This is a genomic window from Pricia mediterranea (genome assembly GCF_032248455.1).
GTDB lineage: Bacteria > Bacteroidota > Bacteroidia > Flavobacteriales > Flavobacteriaceae > Pricia > Pricia mediterranea.
Map to the genome: position 1 here is coordinate 3237907 of NZ_JAVTTP010000001.1, position 24140 is coordinate 3262046.

Annotated in this window: 24 protein-coding genes; 7 read left to right on the forward strand and 17 right to left on the reverse strand. The window is 47.0% G+C overall.

Going from position 1 to position 24140, the window contains the following annotated elements; genetic code table 11:
• Window positions 1–29: 29 nt before the first annotated feature.
• Entirely contained in the window at window positions 30–1034 is a 1005-nt protein-coding gene (gene lpxK / locus RQM65_RS13270; protein WP_314015706.1) for a tetraacyldisaccharide 4'-kinase, read from the forward strand.
• Here the strand turns inward: lpxK and RQM65_RS13275 are convergent.
• The 8 genes from RQM65_RS13275 to RQM65_RS13310 all read right to left on the reverse strand — a co-directional run bounded on the left by RQM65_RS13275 (window position 1018) and on the right by RQM65_RS13310 (window position 9348).
• Window positions 1018–3186, reverse strand: coding sequence for an ATP-binding protein (locus RQM65_RS13275; RefSeq protein ID WP_314015708.1), 2169 nt, complete (start codon window positions 3184–3186; stop codon window positions 1018–1020). The two genes, lpxK and RQM65_RS13275, sit on opposite strands and share 17 nt — an antisense overlap.
• Before the next feature lie 105 nt (window positions 3187–3291).
• Window positions 3292–4167 (reverse strand): lipoyl synthase, encoded by an 876-nt coding sequence (gene lipA / locus RQM65_RS13280; RefSeq protein ID WP_314015710.1) that lies wholly within the window; start codon window positions 4165–4167, stop codon window positions 3292–3294.
• 280 nt (window positions 4168–4447) lie between these two features.
• Complete coding sequence (locus RQM65_RS13285; RefSeq protein ID WP_314015712.1) at window positions 4448–5002, reverse strand: RNA polymerase sigma factor; 555 nt, start codon at window positions 5000–5002, stop codon at window positions 4448–4450.
• 111 nt (window positions 5003–5113) lie between these two features.
• The gene (locus tag RQM65_RS13290) at window positions 5114–5332 is read right to left on the reverse strand and encodes a membrane or secreted protein (protein ID WP_314015714.1); all 219 of its coding nucleotides are present in this window, start codon (window positions 5330–5332) and stop codon (window positions 5114–5116) included.
• 81 nt (window positions 5333–5413) lie between these two features.
• A complete protein-coding gene (locus RQM65_RS13295; protein WP_314015715.1) occupies window positions 5414–6169 on the reverse strand; it encodes an anti-sigma factor domain-containing protein in 756 nt (251 codons plus the stop codon).
• A 99-nt stretch (window positions 6170–6268) separates the two neighbouring features.
• Window positions 6269–6847, reverse strand: a complete 579-nt coding sequence (locus RQM65_RS13300; protein WP_314015716.1) for an RNA polymerase sigma factor — start codon at window positions 6845–6847, stop codon at window positions 6269–6271.
• Between the two features lie 176 nt (window positions 6848–7023).
• Window positions 7024–8112: a UDP-N-acetylmuramate dehydrogenase gene (gene murB, locus RQM65_RS13305; protein WP_314015718.1), complete on the reverse strand. Its 1089-nt coding sequence runs from the start codon at window positions 8110–8112 to the stop codon at window positions 7024–7026.
• A gap of 39 nt (window positions 8113–8151) precedes the next feature.
• The gene (locus RQM65_RS13310; RefSeq protein ID WP_314015720.1) at window positions 8152–9348 is read right to left on the reverse strand and encodes a pyridoxal phosphate-dependent aminotransferase; all 1197 of its coding nucleotides are present in this window, start codon (window positions 9346–9348) and stop codon (window positions 8152–8154) included.
• Between the two features lie 124 nt (window positions 9349–9472).
• On the opposite strand from RQM65_RS13310, the gene RQM65_RS13315 reads away from it, so the two are divergent.
• A complete protein-coding gene (locus RQM65_RS13315) occupies window positions 9473–10822 on the forward strand; it encodes a PDZ domain-containing protein (RefSeq protein WP_314015722.1) in 1350 nt (449 codons plus the stop codon).
• 145 nt (window positions 10823–10967) lie between these two features.
• Here RQM65_RS13315 and RQM65_RS13320 read toward each other — a convergent pair whose 3' ends face one another.
• Window positions 10968–11354, reverse strand: coding sequence for a DUF1573 domain-containing protein (locus tag RQM65_RS13320; protein ID WP_314015723.1), 387 nt, complete (start codon window positions 11352–11354; stop codon window positions 10968–10970).
• A 267-nt stretch (window positions 11355–11621) separates the two neighbouring features.
• Here RQM65_RS13320 and RQM65_RS13325 point away from each other — a divergent pair, with 267 nt between their 5' ends.
• The 3 genes from RQM65_RS13325 (at window position 11622) to RQM65_RS13335 (ending at window position 15881) form a co-directional block, all read left to right on the forward strand.
• Window positions 11622–14315, forward strand: a complete 2694-nt coding sequence (locus RQM65_RS13325; RefSeq protein WP_314015725.1) for a valine--tRNA ligase — start codon at window positions 11622–11624, stop codon at window positions 14313–14315.
• Between the two features lie 95 nt (window positions 14316–14410).
• The gene (locus tag RQM65_RS13330) at window positions 14411–15007 is read left to right on the forward strand and encodes a hypothetical protein (RefSeq protein WP_314015727.1); all 597 of its coding nucleotides are present in this window, start codon (window positions 14411–14413) and stop codon (window positions 15005–15007) included.
• Between the two features lie 106 nt (window positions 15008–15113).
• Window positions 15114–15881 (forward strand): creatininase family protein, encoded by a 768-nt coding sequence (locus RQM65_RS13335; RefSeq protein WP_314015729.1) that lies wholly within the window; start codon window positions 15114–15116, stop codon window positions 15879–15881.
• A gap of 152 nt (window positions 15882–16033) precedes the next feature.
• Here the strand turns inward: RQM65_RS13335 and RQM65_RS13340 are convergent, their stop codons facing one another.
• The 6 genes from RQM65_RS13340 to rsfS form a co-directional block, all read right to left on the reverse strand.
• Window positions 16034–16294, reverse strand: a complete 261-nt coding sequence (locus RQM65_RS13340) for an acyl-CoA-binding protein (RefSeq protein ID WP_314015731.1) — start codon at window positions 16292–16294, stop codon at window positions 16034–16036.
• Window positions 16269–16955 (reverse strand): phosphatidylserine decarboxylase family protein, encoded by a 687-nt coding sequence (locus RQM65_RS13345; RefSeq protein WP_314015733.1) that lies wholly within the window; start codon window positions 16953–16955, stop codon window positions 16269–16271. Before RQM65_RS13345 ends, RQM65_RS13340 begins: the two co-directional genes overlap by 26 nt.
• The gene (locus RQM65_RS13350) at window positions 16945–17748 is read right to left on the reverse strand and encodes a phosphatidate cytidylyltransferase (RefSeq protein ID WP_314015735.1); all 804 of its coding nucleotides are present in this window, start codon (window positions 17746–17748) and stop codon (window positions 16945–16947) included. Before RQM65_RS13350 ends, RQM65_RS13345 begins: the two co-directional genes overlap by 11 nt.
• Before the next feature lie 218 nt (window positions 17749–17966).
• A complete protein-coding gene (locus tag RQM65_RS13355) occupies window positions 17967–18581 on the reverse strand; it encodes an LUD domain-containing protein (RefSeq protein ID WP_314015736.1) in 615 nt (204 codons plus the stop codon).
• Window positions 18582–18683: 102 nt separating this feature from the next.
• Window positions 18684–20843: an ATP-dependent zinc metalloprotease FtsH gene (gene ftsH, locus RQM65_RS13360; protein WP_314015737.1), complete on the reverse strand. Its 2160-nt coding sequence runs from the start codon at window positions 20841–20843 to the stop codon at window positions 18684–18686.
• Window positions 20844–20852: 9 nt separating this feature from the next.
• The gene (gene rsfS / locus RQM65_RS13365) at window positions 20853–21230 is read right to left on the reverse strand and encodes a ribosome silencing factor (protein WP_314015739.1); all 378 of its coding nucleotides are present in this window, start codon (window positions 21228–21230) and stop codon (window positions 20853–20855) included.
• A 101-nt stretch (window positions 21231–21331) separates the two neighbouring features.
• Here rsfS and RQM65_RS13370 point away from each other — a divergent pair, with 101 nt between their 5' ends.
• A complete protein-coding gene (locus tag RQM65_RS13370) occupies window positions 21332–22066 on the forward strand; it encodes a biotin--[acetyl-CoA-carboxylase] ligase (RefSeq protein WP_314015740.1) in 735 nt (244 codons plus the stop codon).
• Window positions 22067–22357: 291 nt separating this feature from the next.
• Here the strand turns inward: RQM65_RS13370 and RQM65_RS13375 are convergent, their stop codons facing one another.
• Together RQM65_RS13375 and pyrE are read right to left on the reverse strand one after the other, a co-directional pair.
• Entirely contained in the window at window positions 22358–22750 is a 393-nt protein-coding gene (locus RQM65_RS13375; protein WP_314015741.1) for an SRPBCC family protein, read from the reverse strand.
• 88 nt (window positions 22751–22838) lie between these two features.
• On the reverse strand, window positions 22839–23480 hold the full coding sequence (gene pyrE, locus RQM65_RS13380) for an orotate phosphoribosyltransferase (protein WP_314015742.1): 642 nt from the start codon (window positions 23478–23480) through the stop codon (window positions 22839–22841).
• A gap of 7 nt (window positions 23481–23487) precedes the next feature.
• Between pyrE and RQM65_RS13385 the strand changes: the two genes are divergently transcribed.
• Window positions 23488–24075: an NUDIX hydrolase gene (locus RQM65_RS13385; RefSeq protein WP_314015744.1), complete on the forward strand. Its 588-nt coding sequence runs from the start codon at window positions 23488–23490 to the stop codon at window positions 24073–24075.
• Window positions 24076–24140: the final 65 nt, after the last annotated feature.

Below are 24140 nucleotides of genomic sequence, written 5' to 3' on the forward strand. Positions count from 1 at the left end.
CAAAGATAAAATATTCTAATTTCGCCGCTGTGGAAGTACTGAGAAAACTTTTATACCCCGTTTCGTTGATCTATGCCCTCGTGGTACGCATCCGCAATTGCCTTTTTGACGTGGGTGTGTTCAAATCGGAGAGGTTCGCCACCCCTACGCTCTGTATCGGGAATCTTAGCGTGGGCGGTACGGGAAAGACGCCCATGGCGGAATTTCTGATTTCCCTTTTAAAGGATGATATGCGGCTGGCCTTACTCAGTCGGGGGTACAGACGGAAGTCCAAAGGCTTCGTGTTGGCAGATACTACCAGTACGGTCGGGGACCTGGGCGATGAACCCTATCAGATTTATTCCAAACATCCCGAAATAGCGGTCGCCGTCGATGCGGATAGGCGTCGCGGCATCCGAGCGCTGGAGAAAAAAGTTTCTCCCGATCTGATTTTGCTCGACGATGCTTTTCAGCACCGAAAGGTCAAGTGTGGGTTTTCGATATTGTTGACCGCGTACGGCAATCTCTACGTGAACGATCGGTACCTGCCGACCGGTTCCTTGCGGGACAGTAAACGGGAGGCGAAGAGGGCTGATCTGATCATTGTGACCAAATGTCCCGAGCAGTCAAGCGATTCGCAGCGGCAACGAATCGTTCGTGAACTCAATCCGGAAGTCCACCAACACGTTCTGTTCAGCTATTTGGCCTATGGTGAGGAATTGAAGGGTAATTCCCACAATGTTTCCTTGGATTATTTCCGGGGCAAAAACCCGACCTTGGTCACGGGAATCGCAAATCCCGAACCCTTGGTTGCCCATTTAAAAGGGTCGGGGCTCAGATTTGAACACCTGCGTTTTAGGGACCACCATGACTTTACGGAGAATGATTTGGATCAATTGCGGAGAAAGGAGTACTTGATTACCACTGAAAAGGACTATGTGCGGTTGAACGGGAAGGTAGATAACCTGTATTATCTGCCTGTCGCGCATGAATTTTTAGGCGATGACAAAAATACACTGAGCACCGTATTAGCTGTTTTTATGTCGCAGTTTTGATCGGCTTCCTGTCAAAGATGTTCTCTCCGATCTTTTGGTAGAATACTTCGGGCTTAAAGGGCTTGGTGACCACATCGTTGCAGCCTGCGGCGTAGAAACTTTCCAGGCTGTCGTCTAAAGAGATTGCCGTTAAGGCGATAATAGGGGTAAAACTGTCGAATTTTCTGATCTCGATGGTGGCTTCCACTCCGCCGATACCGGGCATATGTATGTCCATTAAAATAGCGTCGTATGCGTTCTCACGTGCCATTTCGATAGCCTCCCCACCATGGTTGGCGATATCGCTGGTGATTCCTTTTTTTGTCAACATCTTTTTGGTGATGACCTGATTGATCTTGTTATCTTCAACGATAAGCAGGTGGAGGGCTTCGAAGTTGTATTCCTTATCGGCCATCTCGAAAGGTACATCGTCGATGATACTGTCCTTGCTCTTGACTTTCAGCTCAAAGAAGAACGAGCTGCCCTCGCCGAGCTCACTTTCTAACTGGATCTTACTGTCAAAGAGGCCTAGAAGGCTTCTAACAATGGTCAGTCCCAGACCGGATCCGCCGTATTCGCGGTTGATTTCAATGGAACCCTGTTCGAATCCATCGAAAATGTTTTCTTGTTGCTCCTTTGAAATGCCGATACCCGTATCGCGTACCTCAAAATAAAGAATGACGTCTTCCTCCACTTTTTTCATCAACTTGGCGATGACCGTAACCTTACCGTTTTTGGTAAACTTTAAGGCGTTGCCGACCAGGTTCATGAATATTTGGGACAGTTTGATGGGATCGCTCATCAAATGGCTTGGAATGTGGTCGTCGTATTCCAATACGATTTCCGTATGGTTTCTCTCTGCGGTGGATTGTAGCGAGTCAAGGGTTTCCTCGAGTATTTTTTTCAGGTTAAATTCAATGTTAAGCGTCTCGAGCTTGTCCGCATCTATTTTATTGATCTGTAGAATGTCATTGATAAAGTTCAAAAGATAGTCTCCCGAAAACTTTAAGGATTTGAGATGTTTCTTTTGGCTCTCGTTCGGATTTTCTTCGAGTAAAAGGTGGGTAAGCCCCGTAACGGCATAGAGAGGGGTACGGAGCTCATGGCTTACGGTGGAAAGGAAGTTGGTTTTGGCCTGCATCGCGCTGACGGCGGAATCCCTAGCGGCTTTTAGTTCATTGTTTTTGGTTTGCAGCAACGCATTGGTCTTTAATTTTATTTGGTTGTTTCGAAACAGCGAAATTGCCAGCAGGGTGATAATGGTCAACATGGCCGCAGTCAGTATTGCCGCGATATCGGATTGGTTCTTCGAGGCGTTCAGTTCCTCGATTTTTTGTTCCTGCCGCTTGATTTCATCGCCCATGAAAGCAAATTGAATCTTTTCGGCGGTCTTGGTCTCGGTCTGTAGTTTGGCGATGTTGAAAATCGAGTCCTGTATGCGAAGCAGGTTCTTATTGTTCGCCAAGGCTTGCTGATATTGCTCCGTGATGGTATATACATCGGTCAACAAGGTATTCGCCTCAATGATTTCCCTAAAAAATTCGTTTTCCGTGGCTAATTTGAGGGCGCTCTCCCCGTTCAATGCACTCTCCTTATAGTTCTTTTTCTCCAATTCTAAATGCGCCATCCCCAAGTAGGCTTTGGTGGCCAGATATTCGCTCTCGTAAAGATCGGTATTGATAATGAGGGAATTGAAGTTTTTGGAAGCGTCATCATATTTCTCCAGCTCGAGGTAGATCAAGCCTTCGACAAGTAGGATGTTATTGAAAAAGTTACGGTCGTTATTGAGTTGCCGGGCTTCATTAATCCTCGAGATGGCCTGGAAGTTTCTGCCACTCCGAAATGCCAAAAGCGCTTCTATATATTTATCGACGGCGTTTCCGTACGGATATTCGGTAGTTTTCAACAAGTTTTTCGCCCTATCCGAGAACAATAGGGTGGACTCTTCCCTGTTTAATTTGAGATAGACCAAGGCTGTTTTTTGATAGCTGTCGATCAGCGACTTTACGTCGTCCGTGGCCTCGGCGACCTGCACCGCTTTTTCGAGGGATTTAAGGGCAAGATCGGTCTTGTCCTTATTGGCGAAGATTCGTGCGGCTTCAATGTAGGTCTGTGCCTCTTTGGGAGGAATGCTGTCCTGCCCCAGGACCCCTAATGATGTGAAAAGTAACATCGTAAGAAGCCAGAGGCGATAGAATCGGATGTGTACGGGATGTTTCACCTATATGTATGGGTCATCTATGATAAACGTCCTAGAATACTTTCTATTGTTTAGAGACTAGTCAATATGCTTATGCGCCTTGTAGGATGATCGGACCAAGGCGCCACTTTCGACGTGCCGGAACCCCATGTCGAGTCCAATAGCTTCATATTTCTTAAACTGTTCCGGTACGATGAACTCCTTGACCGGCAAGTGTTTTTTCGAGGGTTGTAGGTACTGGCCTATGGTAATGACATCAACATTTGCGGCGCGAAGGTCCCTCATGGTCTGCAATACTTCTTCCTCACGTTCCCCAAGTCCCAGCATGATACCCGATTTTGTGCGATTGGCACCCTTGTCGTGCAAATAGCGCAATACGTTCAGGCTACGCTCGTATTTGGCCTGTATGCGTACTTCCCGGGTCAGTCTTTTAACCGTTTCCATGTTGTGGGAAACCACTTCGGGGGCGACTTCGATAATTCGATCTAGATGTCTTTCGATGCCCTGAAAGTCGGGAATCAAAGTTTCCAAGGTAGTTTTCGGATTCATTCTTCGGATGGCCTTGACGGTCTCGGCCCAAATAATCGACCCCATATCCTTTAAATCGTCGCGATCAACGGAGGTCACCACGGCATGCTTGATATCCATGATCTTAATGGACCGGGCCACTTTTTCGGGCTCTGCCCAGTCTACGCTCGACGGTCGTCCGGTCTGGACCCCGCAGAATCCGCAGGAACGGGTACAAACATTGCCCAAAATCATAAATGTGGCCGTGCCCTCGCCCCAGCACTCGCCCATATTGGGGCAGCTGCCGGAGGTGCAAATGGTATGCAGGTCGTATTTATCGACCAAACTTCGAAGTTGGGTATATTTCTTACCGGTCGGAAGTTTGACGCGTAACCATTTGGGCTTTCCTTTAGCGGGGGTAGTTCTTTCGAGGGTTTCCGTGCTCATACGATAGTACAGTTTTACTACAAATATACGGATTTCAAAAAGTTGGGAAAACGACGAAGCTATAGTTGTGGCAACTTTTGCGACGATGAGGCGCAATGCATGCAATTATGCCTTGTTGCGTCTCTGTGTTTTAATTGGTAGGGTTTATGATGATGCTGGTCCGGACTTTGAAATAAGAGGCCAAGGCGAAATATTGAACGCCCCGTTGGGCGCAGTTTGCAAAAACGGCCAACCTAAAACTGCATGACAGTGCCCCTGGACATTGTTCAGCACCTACTGCTCATTTCCCATCTTTAATAATTTCTGCCAATAATTTTCTGGCCCGGAGCAGTTTGACCTTGACATTGTTGATGGGCTCGTGAAGTTCGTTTGCAATTTCGGCATAGCTCAGCTCCTTAAAATAGCGTAAATTTATCATTTCTTGGTACCGGGGTTTTAGTTTTTTGATGTGCTGCAAGAGCTGGGCCAAGTTTTGTTCGTTGATGAGTCGATCTTCCGCGGAGGGCGCATCGTCAAGAACTTTAACGACCGCTTCTTGGTTTTCGCCAGTTTCCAAATTTCTTTTTCGTTTCCGGATAAGGTCGATGTGGATGTTCCTTGAAATGGTAATGAGCCAAGTCATGAACTCGTGTGAACTATTGTAAGTATGTAGCTTGTCAAAAGCTTTCGCGAAGGTTTGGATGGTAATGTCCTCGGCATCGTTTTCATTCTCGGTACGTTTGAGCTGAAACCCGTAAACCCCGCTCCAAAATGTATCCAACAACGTATTGAAGGCCCTTTGGTTTCCCGCAAGTGCCTTTTGTATGGTATCTTGGGTGTCGTCGGTTTCTCCCAAAGGATAATAATATTTGTAAATACAGCTGTGCCAAAGTGCGGACGGGACAAAGGCGGATTTATCGGTGTTGAGGACTAAGTTATAGCACTAGATCTAGGTACAGGGATTCCGCTAGTTGTAAGAGGGCAATTCCCCTTCGGGCTCTTTTCTACAGTCCTGTTCATCGGGAAGTTTCCCGCACATGCCACATGCCTCCCCATCTTGGTTAAGAAAGGGACTCTGACTGGCACAGGTGCCGGCGAACTTGCCGTCTTTTTTTGACCAGATCTTAATGGCGATACCTGCAAAAGCTAGCGCTAACAGCGCGATGGTCAATAGTATCAGTTTCATGCTGCGATTTTACACAAAGATACAAAATAATGCCCCGCAAGCGAAGCTGCGGGGCTTAAAAAATACCTAAGGATAGGAGGTCTAGTACGAGATGTTAGCCACGATATTCTCAACGGTCGGGCGATCGTTGCCTCCTTCCGGTTCAATAGTGATGTAACCGACGGCGTTGTCGGAGTAGGGCAGCGCCAGCAATTTTTGTTCCGCCTCTCGAATGATGCCCAAGTTTAGCATTTCTCCGTTGACCTCGGCCCACATTTGATAACACTGGTCTTCGGGCAAATATGGCAAGCTGCTTACGTTGAGGTAAGATAGCTTTTTGACTGGGTTTACATAGGCCACTGCCTTGAGTTCTTTTGCTTTTTTGTTGCCGGTGACCTCGTATTTTTTCGTCTCTGGATTCTGCAGTACGATAAACTGATTTCTAACATCCTCCAGCTGTTCGCGCATTTCATCCTGTCGGGCATCGGTATTCGTGTTGACTATGGTGTGTTTCTCCAGTAAGGCCTCCTCGTCTTGGCTCCAGATGAAATAGGAGGCCCCGGCGGAAACCATAAGGGCAAAACTAGCGGCAATTGCAAATTTCGCGAACCTGCCCGTGCCTTTTTTCTCGTTCCGGATACTATCCATGATTCGGCTCTCGAGACCGTCGGGCACGTCAACGGCGTGCAATCTGGCAAAAGCCTCCAGGTTTTCCTGTAGGTCGTCGTAGGCCTTTTTGATCTCCGGATACGTTGAAATGTATCTTTCCACCTGCAGGGTTTCCTCATGGGTCGCAGTACCCATCAGGTATTTCTCCAACAAATCGGAATCCAGGATCGTTCGTACGTTCTCTTTCATCGTGCTTTATTTTGATTTTGATGTAAAATCCATCCGTTTACCATCGAAAACTGAAGGTCCACTAAGATCCCGGTTGGTGAACGGGATTGACGAAGACCGCTAAGACGGTATGAGGTGTGCTAGGTTCAGGGTCAGGATCAATAATAAGGTCGGGCCGTAAATTTTTCTGAGTTCCCTCAGTCCGATTTTCAATCTTGATTTGATAGTGCCCAAGGGAATGTCGAGTTCATCACTTGCTTCCTGTTGTGTCATGCCTTGAAAAAAAAGGGCGTCCAGCACGATTTGGTACTTCGACTCTATCTTGTCCAAATTCTCACGAAGGTCCATAAACTCGGGCCTTGTACTATTGATACCTAGATTATATACGTCTGAAACGTCTATTTGGATCTCTTTATCGCTTTTTGTTTTAACGCTTCTCAGTTTGTCGATGGCAGTATTTCGGGTTATGCGGAAAAGCCAGGTAAACAATTTCGCCTTCGAGGCGTCATAGGTATCCGATTTTTTCCAGATTTTAACAAAGCTCTCCTGCAGTACATCCTGTGCCAGCTCTTCATCGCGAAGCACTTTATGGGCCACGCCCAACAGTGTACCGCCGTAGTACTCGTATAGCAAGGAAATCGCTTTTTCATCGCGTTCTTGAAGTAGTTCAACAATCTGTTTTTCAAGTAACGTGCTCATGATGGAGGTAGGTCTCAGAACGGGTTTTTAAAAAAATAGGCATCGGGGGCATCCGAAATGATCTTTTACTTCGTATATGTAAAAACGCCAACGGTTTAAATTGAATAATTGATGGCGTTACTTCTAAAATAGTATAGTATAAATGTGCAACTGGTAACTGTACATTTAGTTTTTGGTTAGTTTGGTTTGGTATAACCCTCGTTGCTATCGGCCGCGGGGGTTATTTTTTTTCGGCCCTTAAGTAGGGAAGGTCGGATGATATTGACCTCGGGCTCGATACGGATGCCGAAATGTTTCTCGACCTTATCCATAATTTTGAACGCCAAATTCAAGATATCATCTCCCGTGGCCTGACCGTGGTTGACCAAGACCAAGGCTTGATTTTTATGAACGCCCGCATCGCCAAACCGCTTTCCCTTAAAACCAGCCTGTTCGATCAGCCAACCAGCGGGTATCTTATAAGCGTTCTCCGTAATTTTATAAAACGGTGCTTCGGGATAGTCTTTTGTAAATGTATGGAATTCACGGGCGGATATGACGGGGTTTTTAAAAAAACTGCCGCTGTTGCCCAAGACTTTGGGGTCGGGAAGTTTGCTTTGTCGGATGGCGATTACGGCATTGGAAATATCCTTAATATTCGGGTCGGAAATCCCTTTCTTTTTTAGTTCTTCCTCTATTGCCCCATAGGATGTATTACGGCGGTGATCGTGTTTTGTCAATTGAAGCCTGATCGAGGTGATGATATACATCCCTTTTCCTTCACGCTTAAAATAGGAATCGCGGTAGCCGAACTGACAGTCTTCTTTTGTAAAGGTCCTGGTCGATTGATCGGCTATGTTCATGGCCTCACAGCTCACAAAGGTATCCTGCAGTTCTACCCCGTAGGCCCCGATATTCTGAATGGGCGCCGTTCCCGTGTTTCCGGGGATGAGGGACATATTTTCAAGTCCCCCATATCCTTTTTCCAAGGTCCATAGCACCAAGTCGTGCCAATTTTCGCCGGCCATGGCCCTTATGGTGACGTGTCCGTCAACTTCATCGACGATCTCGATGCCCTTGATGTTGATATGCAAGACCAGTGCGTCGAGGTCATCGGTTATGAGCATATTGCTGCCCCCGCTGAGGATGAATTTCTCTGGATATTCCCCAAGCCGAAGGGCCTGTCTCAGCTCTTCGACCGTATTAACTTCCAAGAAATACCTGGCCTTTGCGGCAATGCCGAAGGTGTTGTACGGTTTGAGGGATATGTTCTTTTGGATGTTCATCGGGCCATTGTCTACCGAACGGATGAACCAAGTCTGGGTCTATCCGTTATGAGTATAACTGTTTAAGGCTTCCTTTAGTATGTACACGGCCCTCTTTAGGCTTTCCTTATCCAGAACATACGCGATTCGCACTTGGCTGTGGCCGTATCCGGAAGAACTATAGAAGCCCGCAGCGGGGGCAACCATCACGGTTTCGCCATCCAACCTGTATTCTTCGAGCAGCCACTTTGCGAAGTGGTCGGCATCGTCAATGGGCAGCTCGGCAATACAATAGAATGCCCCTTGGGGATTTCCTATTTTGACCCCATCTATTTTCTGGAGTTCTTCGACAAGCAGGTTCCTGCGTTCGGTGTATTCTTCCTTTACGTCGTCGAAATAACGCTGCGGGGTGTCCAGGGCCGCTTCACTCGCCATTTGGGCAAAGGTGGGGGGAGACAATCGGGCCTGTGCGAATTTCAGGGCAGTCTTGATGATCTGCTTGTTCCGGGTCACCATACAGCCGATGCGCGCCCCACACATACTATATCTTTTGGAAACGGAATCGACCATGATCGCATTATCATCAAGACCCTCTTCCTGTAAAATGGAGTAGTGCTGGCGGCCGTCGTAGGCAAATTCGCGGTACACCTCGTCGGCCACTAAAAATAGGTCGTGTTTTTTCACGATGGCGGCCAGTTTTTTGATTTCCTCCTTCGTATACAAATATCCCGTGGGATTGCCGGGGTTACAGATCAACACGGCCCTGGTCTTGGGCGTGATCAATTTTTCGAACTGCTCGATGGGGGGAAGGGCAAAATTGTCGTCTATATGGGAGGTGACGGGCACTACATTGACCCCTGCCGCCGTTGCAAAACCGTTGTAATTGGCGTAAAAAGGTTCGGGAATTATGATCTCTTCGTCGGCATCCATAATACTGCCCATGGTAAAGGCCAGTGCCTCGGAGCCTCCGGTGGTTATAATGATATCTTCCGCTTTGACGTGAATATCGTTATCGGCATAGTACCCCGCCAATTTTTCACGGTATTCTTCGGAACCTTCAGAACGGCTGTATTCAAGTACTTCCAGGGTGTGGTTCCTCACCGCGTCCAAGGCGACCTTTGGCGTTTTGATATCCGGTTGGCCGATGTTCAGATGGATGACGCGGACCCCCTCCTTTTTTGCCTTTTCGGCGTAGGGCACCAATTTACGGATAGGGGATTGGGGCATGGAGCGCCCTTTTTGTGATACTGCTGGCATAGCGATTTGTGTTTATGCAAAAATCGGAAAAGCTAGTGGGGGAAAAAAGTTTATTAGTTTATTTGTGTAGAATGTTAAAAGCGGGCGGGCAAAGCGAAAATGTTGTATCTTAAACACGGGTAATTTGTTAAAGATTAGAACGTTGACCCGGTTTTTGCGCCATATCGTCTTTTTTCTACTGCTTTTTCCGATCTCGGGATGGGCACAGACCTTCGCTTTGCCGGACGGTAAGAAATTCGAAAGGTTGAAATTCCGCCTTGTCAACAATCTAATTGTCATTCCGTTACAGGTCAATGGCACCGAACTCTCCTTTATATTGGATTCGGGAGTGGACAAGCCCATCCTCTTTAACCTGTCCGACCAGGATTCGGTGCAGATCAACAATGTTTCCGAAATTATGATTAAGGGGTTGGGTGACGGCGAACCTATAAGGGCATTGCGGTCACATGGGAATATCTTTAGTTCAAAGTTTATTACAAACAGCGACCAGCAGTTGTACGTGATAGTGGACAGAAACATGAATTTCTCCCCCTCTCTGGGCATTCCCATCCACGGTATCATCGGATATGATCTGTTCAAGGACTTTGTGGTGGAACTAAATTATGGACGAAGGTTCCTCAAATTCCACGATCCCGAGACCTATACCCGTTCCAATTCGAGGCGTGACCAGTCCCTTCCCCTTTCCATCATCCGAAAAAAAGCCTACGTCGATGGCAGCCTCTTGTTAGCAAAAGAGCAGCAGGTCAAGTTGTTGGTCGACACGGGAAGTAGCGATGCCATTTGGCTTTTTGAAAACGAGACGTTGCAAGTTCCCGATGCGCATTATGACGAATTTCTAGGAGAGGGACTTAATGGACATATCTTCGGGAAACGCACGAGGGTCGATGAAATACGATTGGGACGTTTCAAGTTGGAGAACGCCAAGGCAGCATTTCCCAACAGTGACTCTTTCGATGCCATTAAAAATCTGGGCAACCGTAACGGCAGTGTGGGCGGCGAGATACTGAAACGTTTCAACATCGTTTTTGATTATGGCCGCAACACCATGACATTGCGCAAAAACAGGAATTTCAGCGCGCCCTTCCGCTATAATTTAAGTGGATTGAGCCTGCAGCACGACGGGGTGCGGTACATTTCGGAAAGTATCGCTGATTCACGGGGCGTAGTACATAGTGAGGAAAATACCTTCGGGGATGTACAGATTCTTTTTCAAGACCGGCTGCGGATGAGCTTGGTGTCCGAAATCATCGTGTCTGGCATCCGGGCCGGAAGTCCCGCCCATGAAGCGGGACTCTTGGAAGGAGATGTTATCTTGGCCGTCAACGGAAAGCGCATTCATCGCTATAAACTTCAGGAAGTACTCAATATGCTCAATGAACAGGAAGGAAAACAAATCGATGTTCTGATTGAACGCTATAATCAAGATCTGAGATTTAGTTTCGTATTAAAAGAAATGTTCAAAAAGAAACCTTGACATTCCATCGCAGCAATGAATGTGCGGAGAACGATTGTTGAAGCCATAAAAAAAGCCCCGATGTCTTATCGGGGCCTGGTTTTATTATAGAATTCGATTTAAAATATAAAGCTCGGTCCGTAGAGTGTTACTGAACGCTACCCAATTATTTTCCGTCCGCGCCCTTGACCTCACCCTTGATTTTCAGGACTTTAGTCGGCGTTTTCGCATTGGAAATCACCGTGATGGCCTTTCTGATCGGGCCAGTCCTGTTCGTATCGTACTTCACTTGAATTTCTCCCGTTTTGCCCGGCATGATGGGTTCTTCGGGTTTTTTCGGGATGGTACATCCGCAGCTCGAGCTGACCCTGCTAATGATCAAAGGGGCTTCCCCGGTGTTGGTGAACTCGAATACCCGGACCCCATCGGAACCCTGGGCCACTTCGCCGTAGTCCACGGTTTCGGTCTTAAACTCGATTTTGGCGGCCTTTTCCTGAGCGGTAAGGGTAAATCCTATGAGGCCAACAAACAATACAAGCGCTATTTTCTTCATGATTATGGTTTTTAGGAAGGTCCAAAATTAGATTATTAGTATGAACCTCCAAAATTCTTTATTAATTAGAACCCGTCCTGTCCCCCTGCTAAAGACGGGAATTTTCAGACGAAAGAAAACCCTGCGACGAGTTCATAATCTTTTAACGTTGCTTATTTTTGTTTCGTATTTTGGATAGGACGGAATTCCCACAACTTATCAACAGTAAAATAGCCGCGTCCCTATCCGATCAAGCCAAAGCTTATAACCCAAAAACCGTTCCAAACTATGGATATTCCCTCGAAATACGACGCTCAAAAGGCTGAAAATCACTGGTACGATTACTGGACGGAGCATAAGTTCTTCGATTCCATGCCCGATCGGCGGGAACCTTATACCATTGTTATTCCTCCGCCGAACGTAACCGGAGTGCTCCATATGGGACATATGCTGAACAATACCCTACAAGATGTGTTGATACGCCGGGCACGGTTGATGGGGAAAAATGCGTGTTGGGTGCCGGGGATGGACCATGCCTCCATCGCTACCGAGGCAAAAGTGGTCGCCAAATTGAAGTCCCAAGGCGTTAACAAATCCGATTTGAGCCGCGAGGAATTTCTAAAGCATGCCTGGGAATGGACCGACGAGTACGGAGGAGTTATTTTAGAGCAGCTCAAAAAGCTCGGCTGTTCCTGCGACTGGCATCGCACCCGGTTTACCATGGATGATGAGATGTACCGATCGGTGATCAAAGCGTTCGTGGACCTTTTTGAAAAGGGACTGGTGTACCGTGGGCATCGTATGGTCAACTGGGATCCCGAGGCGCAGACGACCCTCTCCGACGAAGAGGTCATCTATGAAGAAAAGCAGGGCCTGTTGTACTACTTGTCCTATCCCATCGAGGGTTCCGACGAAACAGTGACGATCGCGACTACAAGACCGGAAACCATCTTGGGCGATACCGCCATCTGTATCAACCCCAATGACGAACGTTTTCGGCACTTGAAGGGCAAAAAGGCCATCGTGCCGATCTGTGGTCGGGTCGTACCGATTATTGAGGACGAGTATGTGGACATGGAATTCGGTACCGGGTGTTTAAAAATTACCCCGGCACACGATATCAACGATAAGGCGCTGGGAGACAAACACGATTTGGAGACTGTCGATATCTTTAATGCGGATGCCACCCTGAATTCGTTCGGATTGCAATACGAGGGAAAAGACCGGTTCACGGTGCGTAAGGAAATCACCAAGGAATTGGAGGAAAAGGGCTTTTTGGTCAAAACCGAAAATTACGTCAACAAGGTCGGAACATCCGAACGGACCCGGGCGGTCATAGAACCGCGTTTGAGCGACCAATGGTTCCTAAAAATGGAAGAGTTGGCCCAGCCCGCATTGAAGGCGGTCTTGGAAACGGAGGAAATCAGGTTCTTTCCTAAAAAATTCGAGAACACCTACCGGCATTGGATGGAGAACATCCGTGATTGGAACATCTCGCGCCAGCTGTGGTGGGGGCAGCGTATTCCCGCCTACTACTATGGCGACGGGCAGGATGATTTTGTGGTGGCCGAATCCCCTGAGGAAGCCCTGGAAAAAGCGAAAACAAAACTAGGGAAGAAAGAAACGAAGGCCGAAACCCTGACCCTCGCCGACCTGCGCCAAGATGAGGATGTGTTGGACACCTGGTTCTCTTCCTGGCTGTGGCCCATTAGCGTTTTCAACGGCATCCTGGAACCTGACAACAAAGAAATCAACTATTACTATCCGACCAGCGACTTGGTTACCGGCCCCGATATCATCTTTTTCTGGGTAGCACGCATGATCGTTGCGGGTTACGAGTTTCGCGATGAGCGTCCCTTTAAAAATGTTTATTTTACGGGATTGGTCCGGGACAAACAGCGCCGCAAGATGTCCAAATCCCTAGGCAACTCTCCCGATGCCCTCAAGCTGATGGAAACCTATGGTGCCGACGGGGTCCGCGTGGGACTGCTATTGAGCTCGGCCGCCGGGAACGACCTGATGTTCGACGAAGACCTTTGCCAACAAGGCAAGAATTTCGCCAATAAGATCTGGAACGGCTTTCGATTGCTCATGGGATGGGAGGTAAGCGACCTGCCCCAGCCCGAAGCCTCCAAGTTGGGCATCGCCTGGTATTCGGCTAAATTCGATCGTACCCTGGCCGAAATCGAGGACCATTTCGATAAATACCGTATTTCGGATGCCCTAATGGCAATCTATAAACTCGTATGGGACGATTACAGTTCGTGGCTGCTCGAAATCATCAAGCCGGAGTATCAAAAGCCCATCGATAGAACGACCTACAATGCCGTGATCGGACTGTTCGAGAAGAACTTGAAACTGCTGCATCCGTTTATGCCATTTTTGACCGAGGAAGTTTGGCAACATATCACCGAGCGCACCCCCGAAGAGGCCTTGGTCGTTGCGAAATGGCCCTCAATCCGAGACGGGGACATCCCAAGCGGACAAGAGGACGATAGTATAGCACCGGGAAGTACCGACTCAGAATTGATACGTAGGTTCAATTTCGCCGCCGAGGTGGTCTCCGGGGTGCGGAATATCCGAAAGGAAAAGAATATTCCCATGAAGGAGGAGTTGGAGCTTTTCGTCAAAAATGAAGAGAACACCTCTAAAAACTGGGATGTGATCGTTAAAAAACTGACGAACCTATCCCAGATTTCCTATGTAGAAGCTTCTGTTGATGGGGCGTTGACATTTCGGGTAAAGAGCAATGAATATTTTATACCGGTCAGCGAGGCCATCGATATTGAGGTCGAGATCGAAAAGTTAGAAGAGGAGTTGAAGTACACCAGAGGCTTTTTAAAATCCGTTCAAAATAAGCTGGCCAATGAACGCTTCGTAAACAACGCCCCCAAACAGGTTATCGATCGGGAGCGTAAAAAACAGGTCGATGCCGAGGCGAAAATCGAGACCCTGGAGAAAAGTTTGCGGAGTTTGGGATAGCTTCTCGCTATAGGGTTTCTCGATGGCAAAAAAAATGATTAAGTTTAGCTAAACCTTAGAACCTTTAGTTCATTCCAATAATAAAACAGAACACCATGAAGAAATTATTATCCTTAATATCGCTTTTGGCTTTTGTCCCCGTGGCATGTCAGGACGGTAAAAGCCCTGAAATCCTTCCCGCTGAAATCCAGATCAAAACGGCTACGCTTCCTGCTCCGGAGGCTGACAAGGCCGGGGCCATGGTCTATGGTTATGATGAAGACGGAGAAATGACCGTATTGCGCGAAGGAACCAATAACCTTGTCTGTCTGGCCGATGATCCAGGTAAAGAGGGTATCAGTGTTGCCTGTTATTCCAAAAAGCTGGAGCCTTTTATGAAGCGTGGGCGTGAGCTGAACGCTGAAGGGAAGCAAGGCGAGGAAAGGGAAAAAATACGCGCGGCGGAAGTGGAGTCCGGGGAGTTAAAAATGCCCGAGGAGCCCAGCATGTTATACGTATACACGGGCAGCGACGGAGCCTACAATAAAAGTACGGGAGAACTGGGCGATGGCAAGTATCGCTATGTCATCTATACGCCTTTTGCCACTACCGAATCGACCGGCCTACCCGCCAAGCCCCATGAAAAGGGCATGCCCTGGTTGATGGATCCGGGTACGTTCAAGGCACATATCATGGTCGGACCTTTTGAATAAGGGACCGAACCCCTCGATTTACCAACGCGCAAAGCAAGTCTTTCTTTTTTTGACCATCGCGACCGAGCCAGCTTCGGACATATCACTTATGCCAAAATGTACTTTGATGAACATACGACCATACATTCTTGCCGAGACCAATTGGAACGCCCTAAAGGATACTCAATTCGATTTAGCCGTATTGCCCTGGGGCGCTACGGAAGCGCACAATTATCATCTGCCTTATGCCACGGACAATTACGAAGCGGATGCCCTTGCGGCGGAATCCGCCAGAATCGCCTGGGAGCAGGGCGGAAAGGCAATAGTACTGCCGACCCTACCTTTCGGGGTGAACACCGGGCAGTCTGATATTTATCTGGATATCAACCTGAATCCGAGTACACAATTTGCCATCTTAAGTGATATTATTGAAGTTTTGAACCGTCAGGGAATCTATAAACTCCTTATTTTTAATAGTCACGGCGGGAATAATTTCAAGCCCCTGGTTCGGAAGCTCGGCTTAAAATATCCGAAGATGTTCATCAGTTTTTGTTTTTGGGCGCAGGCGTTGGACAAAAGCAAGTATTTTGAGGAAAAGGGCGATCACGCCGATGAAATGGAAACCAGTCTGATGTTGCATCTGCATCCCGATTTAGTATTGCCGAAAGAAACTTGGGGCGATGGAGCATCCAAAGCATACAAAATAAAGTCCTATTCCGAAGGATGGGCCTGGGCCGAGCGCCAGTGGTCATCGATCAGCGCGGATACCGGGGTTGGCAATCCCCATAAATCCACCAAAGAAAAAGGAGAACGCTTCTTTTCGGATGTCACCCAGAAAATGGGAGACTTTATGTATGAGCTCTGCCAGGCCGATGTAGGAGACCTCTACGTGTAAAGTGCGTATGGGCTATGCCTAAATTTTGGATTTGGACGCGGGAATTTGAAATACCGAATTCATCTGATTGTCATCCGGAATGCAGAGCGCCATCCGTCGCATAGAAAGAAATGTGGAGTTTAGCACTTGGGATGATTTTCCAAACCGGTCGGTCACTTCATCACCTCGGTCTTCACTAATTTGATATAGGACTTCATCGCATCTGCACGGCTCATTTTTCTGGCCTGTATCAGGGCATTTGCTTTAAAGGCATTGATCAACGGGGTACTACTCCCGGGGTTGTCGTAATTTTTATTGGCGATTTTATAGTATGCGTAAAGCTTCAGAAGCAGGTCTGCGGGCAAAAGGTCGGTGTAGGTATTCATATATTCCACCGCTTTGGTAAATTCAGTCTGTAGCTTCTTGTTCTTCATCTTTTTTGACGGCAATGGCGGCAATACAGGTTTTGGCGCCTGTTACTTTTTGGTTGAGTTTCACGGTAACGGCGCAATCCAAGGGTAGTAGTAAATCGACACGAGATCCAAACTTTATAAATCCGGCATCGTCGCCTTGTTGTACGTTTTCACCTTCTTCGGCGTAGTTTACTATACGACGCGCCATGGCCCCCGCAATCTGACGATATAGGATGTCACCAAATTTAGGGGTTCGAATGACCACCGTGGTACGTTCGTTCTCCGTACTTGACTTGGGATGCCATGCCACCAAATATTTTCCGGGATGATATTTTGAATACTGTATCGTTCCACTGGCCGGGTACCGGGTCACGTGTACGTTGATCGGTGACATAAAAATGGAAACCTGCCTGCGTTTCTCGTGAAAAAATTCGGTCTCTTCGACCTCTTCTATAACAACGACCTTACCATCGACGGGCGCCAGGATTTCATCGAAATTTTTGATGGTCTTCCTAGTCGGATTACGGAAGAACTGTAGGATTAAAATCAGTAGGATTATCGCAGCGATCTGCAGTCCCCATCGTAGCCATGCGATGTTCACATAGAATTGTGATGCCAAAATGATCCCGGCTACGATTAAAAAAGTAAACAATATTATTTTCTGACCCTCTCTATGAAACATTAGCAAAGATATTTAAGGTTAAATAAGCGAACGGGGCGGCGAAAACCAAACTGTCCAAACGATCCAGCATACCTCCATGGCCCGGTAAAATCGCTCCACTGTCCTTCACCCCGGCAGCCCTCTTCAGCTTCGATTCAACAAGATCTCCAAGGCCGCCCGCCACTACCGTGACAGTGGCTACGATCAGCCATTGCCAAGAATTTATTATCGGCTCGTATTTAGCCAATAGATATGCGGTGGCCAAAGCGAAAACGAGACCACCGAGTGCGCCTTCGACGGTTTTTTTAGGGGAGACCCTAGAAAATAATTTTGTTCGGCCGAACAAGCTTCCCACAATGTAGGCAAACGAATCGCTGACCCAGATAAGAAGGAAAATCCCGATAATCAAAAATTTCACGAAATCGTCATTCGTATAAGGAATCATGGTCAAAAATATACAGCCTCCACCGATGTAGAACAATCCGATAACAAATTTCTGAAAGGTATTGAACAACTTTTCCTTTTTGGAAAAAAGATAGTATAAGAGGAGTATGTTTATGGTTAGGGTACATCCCAAAAGGGCATACACCAACCAAATATCGGTTACGAAATAAATAAAGGCCCACCACAGTGCCAAGTACGCCATATAGATGTAACGCCCTCCCAAGCCTACCAGTTTTTTGTATTCGTTCAGACATGCCAGTCCGAATACCATGAATAGAAAATCAAAGGCGTCGGAACTTAAAAAAACGGCGGACAATAAAAGTATAATGTAAACCGCCCCGGTAAGTGAACGCCGTAAGATTTCCCTCATGGTACAAATATACCAATTTGATTTTCTGTAGCTACCAAATTCGTCCGTTGGAAGCGATCAAACATAAAATGGGCGCCCCTGTACGGAGGGTTGCCTGGTTTCAGTTCGGCATCAGCAGATTTTGATCGATAATCGAGATTTAAATGCTCCGAGGCTTTCGGCGACATATTAAGTCGTCTTTTTACAAATGTTTCACGGGCTTGTTCCGAGCTTGTTTACTACAGGTCTTCTAAAAGCAGGAGATACATGTTTTTTGAACTACTACCGTAGGTCAAAAAGTCATCGGAATTGCCATTGTTTGCCTGAAAATGCTTTAAGGTGGTGATGTTGGCGGGAATGTTGTGTCCGTATTTCTTTTTTATCGTCTTGAGTCCCTCTCCGATAGATTCTACGAGTTGACTGGTGGTAGCAAAGACGATAACGTTATAAGGGAGTTCGTTCAATTTCTTGTCCATCAGTTGGTTAGAGCAGACCAGAATCGAACCGTTCTGGGCAATCAAATGTTCGCAAGGGGTAAAGAAGACCTCACTTTGCTTACTCTTATCGGTGAAACTGATTTTTTCCTCGGAGAATTTTGACTGTAACTTGGGGTCAAGGGCGAAAAAGGGATGGTTTTGCCAATCGTTTTCGCCGATGATATTTCGAAGGGCTTGCTTGATTTCCGAGTAGGAATCACAATAAAGAAATTTACCTCCATTTTTCTTAAAGTGAATAGTGAATTTCTCATCCACGGGGATGTTGAGGTCCGGCATATGGGCGCCCCGGGTTTCCACAGTCTCCTTGGAAACCTTTTTTGGTCTGCCGCCACCGAATAATTTATCAAATAGCCCCATTCCCTGATTCTATAACACAATTCATTGTTTTTCGCCGAGATTTTTAACGTTCCCTGAGTAGTAGGGCAATTAGGGATGCCCTTGTCAGGACAACGTTTTATTTTAAGTTTTATTTTCCTTTGCCGCTTTTCTTATAGTTTCTTTGGCTGTCTCCGCGGCATTTTTCCCATTTACGCTTTTGGTGTCTTTTTTATTCTCCACCGCTTCCGAGTCGTCTTGTTCGTTCAGAACATCTGCATCCCCGTCCCTCTCCGCCGATGGTGTCCCATCATTTCTTTTTGGCGTTTCGGAATCATTTTCCTTTTTTTTATCGACACTTTCTTGTCCCAGCTTGTCAAAATCTTTCTCAAAAGAACGTTTTCCGAATATCTTCTCCAGGTCTTCTTTAAATATGACTTCCTTATCAAGCAATCTTTCGGCAAGAATAGTGAGTTTGTCCTTGTGTTCAGTGAGCACGTCGATAGCTCTTTTGTACTGCTCCTCAATGATTTTCGATATTTCTTCATCGATTTTACGCGCGGTGTCCTCACTGTAGGGTTTTGAGAAGCCGTAGGAATCCTGTCCCGAGGAGTCGTAATAGGTCAAGTTGCCAATTTCTTCATTGAGCCCGTATATGGTCACCATGGCTCGCGCCTGTTTGGTCACTTTTTCCAGATCGCTCAGGGCGCCTGTCGAGATTTTATCAAAGACAACTTTTTCCGCGGCCCTACCTCCCATGGTAGCGCACATTTCGTCCAGCATCTGTTCTGGCCGAACGATTAGCCGTTCTTCCGGCAGGTACCATGCCGCACCTAGGGATTGACCGCGGGGTACAATGGTTACCTTGACGAGTGGCGCCGCATGCTCCAGCATCCAACTGACCGTAGCGTGACCGGCCTCGTGAAAGGCAATGGTCTCTTTCTCGCCGGGAGTAATAATTTTGTTCTTTTTCTCGAGTCCGCCAACAATCCGATCCACCGCATCCAAGAAATCCTGTTTAGTTACCGCTTTGCGTTCCTTTCGAGCGGCGATGAGTGCGGCTTCATTACAAACGTTGGCAATGTCGGCACCGGAAAATCCGGGGGTCTGTCTCGCCAAGAACTCCATATCCAAAGTCTCCGCGGTCTTTATGGGCCTGAGATGCACCTCAAAGATTTCTTTGCGCTCCCTGACGTCGGGTAGGTCAACGTATATCTGTCGATCAAAACGTCCGGCCCGCATCAATGCCTTGTCCAGCACGTCGGCGCGGTTGGTGGCTGCCAATACGATAACATTGGTATTCGTCCCAAACCCGTCCATCTCGGTCAAGAGTTGGTTCAACGTGTTTTCACGTTCGTCGTTCGAACCGGTCATGTTGTTCTTGCCACGGGCGCGACCGATAGCATCGATTTCGTCGATAAAGATAATCGCAGGCGCCTTGTCCTTGGCCTGTTTAAAAAGATCACGGACCCTCGAGGCTCCCACCCCGACGAACATTTCTACAAAATCAGATCCGGAGAGAGAGAAGAAAGGCACTTTTGCCTCCCCAGCCACTGCTTTCGCCAGCAAGGTCTTACCCGTTCCCGGAGGACCCACCAATAAGGCTCCTTTTGGGATTTTACCCCCGAGGGAGGTGTATTTGTCCGGATTTTTCAGGAATTCTACAATTTCCTCGACTTCCTCCTTGGCCCCTTCAAGTCCCGCTACATCCTTGAACGACGTACGGGTATCCGTTTTTTCGTCAAAGAGTTTGGCCTTTGATTTGCCGATATTGAAAATTTGTCCTCCGGCTCCGCCACCGCCACCGCCGGACATCCTGCGCATCAAATAGATCCAGATTCCGATGATCAGCACGAAGGGCAGGATACCCAACAACAAATCCATAAAATAATTATTGTCGGTATCGAATTCTACGATGGTGTCGAGGTTATTCTCCTTCTTTAGTTCAGTAATCTCGTTCTGGAATATCTGCAAGTCCCCATAATCCAGAACATACTGTGGTACGGCTCCCGTCGATGGTAGGAAAGGTTTGTCGTTGACATCGCTGTGAACATCTTTGGCGAGGGCCTCATCGGTCAAAAAAACCTTTGCCTGCCGGGTATTGGTAATGATGAGAATTTTGGCAATGTCACCATTTCTCAAATATTCCTGGACTTCCGAGGTGGTCGTTTTTTTCGTGGTGCTTAGATTACCACTTCCTAAAAATTGAAACCCGATCAAAAGTACCGCGATCAGTCCATAAATCCACCACGAACTGAATTTTGGTTTCTTCGGGTTAGTTGTATTTGTATCTTTCTTAGCCATTATTTTTTTTTACTGGTTCAAACTACGTTCCACCTCGGTCACTTTGGCATCTCCCCAAAGCCCCTCGATGTCGTAATATTCCCTAATCTGTTTTTGGAAAACATGGACCACGACGTTCACATAGTCCATTAAGATCCATTCGGCATTATCCTCCCCTTCAACGTGCCAGGGCTTGTCACCAATGGTGTTGCCGACGATCTTTCGAATAGAGCTTACGATGGCGTTCACATGTGTATTCGAAGTACCGTTACATATAATGAAGTAGTCGCAAACGGTATTTTCAATATCCCTGAGATCGAGTAGTTTGACCTGGTGTCCTTTTACTTCCTCGATTCCCTCCAGAATTAATGCTATCAATTCATCTGCACCGGCGTTACTTTTCTGCATTCAATAGTTTTAATGACCCGCTCGGGTTCAATTTCTGCAAAGTTATTGTTTTTTTGTTCTTTAGCCGTTGTTTTGCATAATAGATTCAAACACGACCGAGCATGCATATTATCAAACTTGATGCCACGGATTCGACCAATGCCTTTATCCGTCGGTCGCTCTTGTCAAAGGGCCTGGCCGATTACACGGTGGTAGCGGCAAGACGACAAGAGCGGGGCAGGGGGCAGATGGGTACCAAGTGGCTGTCGGAGGCGGGCAAAAACCTTACTTTTAGTGTGTTTAGAAAGAATCTGGACCTGCCGGTCCGCAAGGGCTTCGTTTTGAACCTTTGCGTTTCCCTTTCTCTATATAACGCACTGAAACGGTATTCCGTACCCAAGCTACGGATTAAATGGCCCAACGACATTTTGTCAGGCACCTCCAAAATTTGCGGAATACTAATTGAAAACAGTCTTTTGGGAAGCAAAATACACACTTCAATAATCGGGATAGGCCTAAACGTAAACCAAACGATTTTTGAAGGTTTGCCGAACGTGTCTTCCTTAAAGCTGTTGCTGGGTGAAACCTTGGATTTGGATGTGCTTTTAAGGGATGTTGTGGACGAACTGCAAAGTATGTTCTCGGAATTCGAAGAAAAGGGACAAGAGCAATTGTGGGATGCCTACGAAAACGTATTGTTCGGAATAGGAGAGTGCTTTACTTTCGAGGACAAAAACGGTATGGCATTTAAAGGTTTAATCAAGGGAGTTAACAAGGATGGTCAGTTGATTATTGGCCGAGAGGATGGTTCTTTGGAGGAATTTGGTATGAAGGAAGTCAAGTTGCTGTATTCCTGAGACCCGAATTTTGATCAAAGGACGAAAGGAAGAAGAAATAAGGCCAGCCACAGGCACACCATAGCGAGCTACGTGGGCAAAAAACTTTTACATTTTGCACCCTAATTTTGTCTCTTTAACGCAGCGTTGCTATGGCTATACCGCTCAAAAAAGCCTTTGTTAGGGCACAAAAGCCTCACGAAAGCTTTCGGGATCGGTTCCAAACAAAAAGTCTAAGTGAGTTCTTTGTGTTCCCAGGCCCTAATGACCGGCAAGGTCATAAGATACGACACAAGATTAGGAGAAGAACCGTTAAATCTTAGTCAAATTCTCGGAAAGGGTGGTCATAAAGTTGGTAAGCGGCTTTTTGATCATCATGCCCATCATCGCATTGAACTGTCCTTCGAAGCTCAGGGCGACCTCGCTTTCACTTTCGTTGATCTTGGCAATATCCGCGGTCAGTGTAAAGGGCAGTTTTTCGCTCGCGGCTCCCAATACGATTTGGTTGTGGGGCGTTTGTCGTTTGCGTTCCAGTACGATTTCCGGCATTCCCTTCAACGAAAACAAGAAGCGGTCTTGGTTGATCAGCTCGAATTTGTCGATATTCTCGGGCATCAGTTTTTCGAAGTTGCCGAGGTCGGTCAAAAAATCAAAGACCTCTTTCTCGCTTTTGGGTACTGTTTTACGGGGAGTTTCTATCTGCATTTTTAGGTTGTTAGTGAGTGTGGGTTAACGAACTGCCCGAACGGGCCGGCGTTCTGAAGACCTCTTTTGAAATTTTGGGTATTGTGCCTCATTGTTTCCATTCGGCGGGCCGTTTTCGCCAGTCCAAAAGCGTATTCATTTGTTGTTCATTGATATATCGGGTTTCTAGGGCCTGTTCCATCAAATACTCATAATCGCTCAACGTATGCAGCGTCACCTCTTTGTCCTTAAAATTTTGATCTGCAACTTGAAAACCGTAAGTAAATACGGCCAACATGCCTTTGACATTGGCCCCTTCGGCCTCTAGGGCATCGACGGCGTTTAGACTGCTCTTTCCCGTACTGATCAGGTCTTCGATGACCACCACGGTCTGATTCGCCTCCAGTTTGCCTTCGATCTGGTTTCGCCTACCGTGCGATTTGGCCTCTGGCCGTACGTAAATAAAAGGTAGTCCTAAAAAATCGGCGACCAATGCCCCAATACCGATGGCTCCTGTGGCTACGCCAGCAATAATATCGGGTTTTCCGTAGAGCTGTTCTGCTTGCTTTGCCATTTCTTCACGAATATAATTGCGGATGGTCGGATAGGAAAGCAACACCCGATTATCACAATAAATCGGGGCTTTCCAGCCGGAAGCCCAGGAAAACGGATTTTCAGGACTCAACTTAATTGCATTAATTTGCAGCAAGAGCTCGGCTGTTTTCTTGGCAGTGTCTTTATCTAATACCATTTCACAAATGTATAAAGTTTTCGTGAACGAACTGCCGCTGATCCTGACAAATAAACTATCGGACACCGCAAACGGAGAATATTTTCCGCTTAATGAAGATTCCGTTAAAGCGGCCATAAAGGCCCTAAAAAAGAAGAAGCTTCCCGGAGCCTATATTTACCACCCCAATCACGAGGAAATCCTAAAAAAATTCACCAAACACATTCCCCTTACCGTAGCAGCCGGGGGGGTGGTCACAAACGTCAAAGGAAAGGTGCTGTTCATTTATCGCAATGATAAGTGGGACTTGCCCAAGGGCAAACTCGATAAAGGCGAATCGATAGAAGATTGTGCGGTTCGGGAGGTGATGGAAGAAACCGGGGTGAAGGGCCTGCGCATTGAAAATTTTCTAAAGACCACTTACCATATTTACAAAAATAACGGTACCTACACCCTCAAAGAAGTGCATTGGTACGCGATGAGAACGGAATATAGTGGCAAACTGAAACCGGAAAAGAAGGAGGGTATCGTAAAGGTCAAGTGGAAAGGACCAAAAAAAATTCGGAAAGCCCTGAAGAATTCCTATACCAATATCAAAATTCTTTTTGAAGGGTAAAAGGCTACTTTTCGCCGTAAGTCGAACGCGGTTCGATTGCCTACTTGTTCTTCCATCCCGCTCGA